Source organism: Ruegeria sp. P8 (assembly GCF_056534665.1).
This window is the reverse complement of sequence record NZ_JBQERC010000050.1, coordinates 1-2,402: the sequence shown is the minus strand read 5'-3', so window position 1 is coordinate 2,402 and position 2,402 is coordinate 1. Positions and strand designations below refer to the sequence as shown.

Genomic DNA, 2,402 nt, shown 5'->3' with positions numbered 1-2,402 from the left:
GAATTGTTTGACAGGTTCGCCATTCTTGCGCGGCGTAAAATTCACATTTGAGCAATGGTATCTTGACAGATTAATATGCCAAGAAAAATCGATTATACCTTCAACGTCATAAGTCCGACCTATGGATGACCTTACATAAGAGTTTCGATGTGATCCGAGGGAGCCTCGTGTGGCAAGCTGATCAGAATAGAGAATAGACGGGGATAACCAGACGGTTCCTTTCCTTCAGTACAAACGCCCCAGTTCCCTGATCCTTTGCGGATAATCGTCTGGAAAACGCCAGATGACTTCGCCGGGTGCGCGCACCAGTCCGCGCGCGGCGGGGTCTTTGTTGGTCAGCAATGACAGGAAAAGATCGCTGCTGGCCCATGGTGAAGACCGGAAGTACCAATGCCCGTTGCCAGTGCCCGCCTCTTCGGCATCCGTCACGTCGATGACATGCAGCCTTGGGGTCCGGGCCAGCTCCGCTTGCACCGCAGGCACTGCTTCGCCGGGCGGCGAGGTCTCTCCGACGCGCTTGCGGCCAAAGACGAACCTAGACATCGCCAGCGCGGAATCCGTTTGCGACTGATAGATCGTCAGGTCCGTAACCGCATCGAGAAGACCGTCCTCGATAGCATGAATGAAATAAGCGCGATCCAGATCGCTGCCGATCAGGATGAGCTTGCCCAACCGCGCGTTTCCCTCGGCCCCCAAAGCAATTTGATAGGCGGTGTCAAATGCCAGCCTTGTCCCGGCACTGTAGCCAATCAGGTGGATGCGACGGGCATCGGTATGGGCCGAGAGAAAGGCAATCAGCTCGCGCAGATAGCGTCGCGAGGCCAGCGCCGATTCCTGATCGCGGAAATAGGCCAGCGTACTTGGGGTTGCTGTCCAGTTGTAACTGATGAAAGCGCCCTGATAGCCCAGGAAATGTTGCAACTGGCTTGAGACCAGAGTGGAATAGTCGAAATCCACATTATAGCCATGAATGTAGATGAAAATGTCCTTGTTGGCCGATTGTGCCAATTGCGCATTGATTTGTGACGCAAAATGGCTGCCGGCGGCTTCGACTTCGGCACGCCTGGGTGGCGTATCCATGTAATTGATAGCGCTGAACGGCAGAATGCCGGTCTCGGTCACGCCCACCACCCGCAGCGTATAGTCCCGATCCCGCGCCGCGGCGAGCGTTATGCGCCGTGCATTTTCCCAGCTTTCAAGCGGCGGGTCCGACGCAATCTGCGCGACACCCGCCCGCAGCACGTGCCCCCGTGCATTATTGTAGCTTTTCTGCGGGTCGTCCGGTTCTGCGGGCTGGCGGTCGGTTGCGTAAAACAGACGCGCCCGCGACTCGAAATCACCCTCGGTCACATCTTCGTACGGGTCAAGCGTGCCATTGGCAAAGACCGTTGGCGAAGGCATGAAGTCAATTTCATTGTAGGTTTTCGCCGCGCACCCCGTCAGGGTTATGAAGATAATTAGCCAAAAGAACCTATGCATCAGACACTTTACGCCCCAGAATTTCCGCCGCATTGAGATCTGCCGGCACGAGCTTTCAACCATTTTTGCAAATGGACCATCTTTGGCAAGCCTTAGAGGATGCCTGCGACAACGATGGCGGCAGATTGCGGGCCGGGACCGTGGATGATGCTGTCAGAGAGACGTTTGAAGAGTTCGAGTAAGCGGCCACATTAACCAATGGTCGCCGATTTCGGGGTCGGCTTCTTGATGAGTCTTTTACAATGTGAAACTACGCAAAGGCGCAAGGGACCATGTGAAAACGGCTATGAAACGGGCCAGATGTTCATCAAGGTGAAGGGCATGTGCGAATAGTCATGAACGTTTCCTGCACTGAAAAGGTTCGCACCAGAATTTTACCACTCTTGGTTGTCCGGCTCCCGCCGCAAGTTTGTGGGCTCCAAAAGAATGTTTGTTTGCTGTTTTTTACCTTGGCCTCACCCTATCCAGGGATCGAAGCTTCCAGAGAACCCGGCGCAATTCAGCGGTTTTTCGATTGGATGAAACTCCTCCAGTGCACTGCCTGTGCCCCAAAGTTAGAACGATTTGCGATCGTGTGGCTTTTTGTTGCTTTTTCTTGACCGGGCAAACGAATTGATACATTTTACCAAAATAAAACCAGAATGGAGCACAAATTATCACGAATATAGACCGTTTTTGTCGCTCCATACCGCCCTTGAGTCAGAGGTTTCGTCTCGGTGTAAGGATGGTTTCGGAGGGGCGGCAGTGCTAATAACGGAATGTCCTGTGCGGACTGGTTATGGTAACCTGAAATAGAAAGGTATCGCCCCGACAGTTTGCAGTTAACTGCACATTATGAGGGTGCAATTCTGTCAAATTGGCGGTCACTGGCTTCACTTCACCCAAAGCGCCTCGCAAAAGAAGGCACCCAACAAGAATGATCA

General features: G+C 53.3%; 1 protein-coding gene. It reads right to left on the bottom strand.

Going from position 1 to position 2,402, the window contains the following annotated elements; all coding sequences use genetic code 11:
• Nucleotides 1-225: 225 nt before the first annotated feature.
• A complete protein-coding gene (locus ACR0BZ_RS19780; protein ID WP_480921073.1) occupies nucleotides 226-1,401 on the bottom strand; it encodes an alpha/beta hydrolase in 1,176 nt (391 codons plus the stop codon).
• Nucleotides 1,402-2,402 lie beyond the last annotated feature (1,001 nt).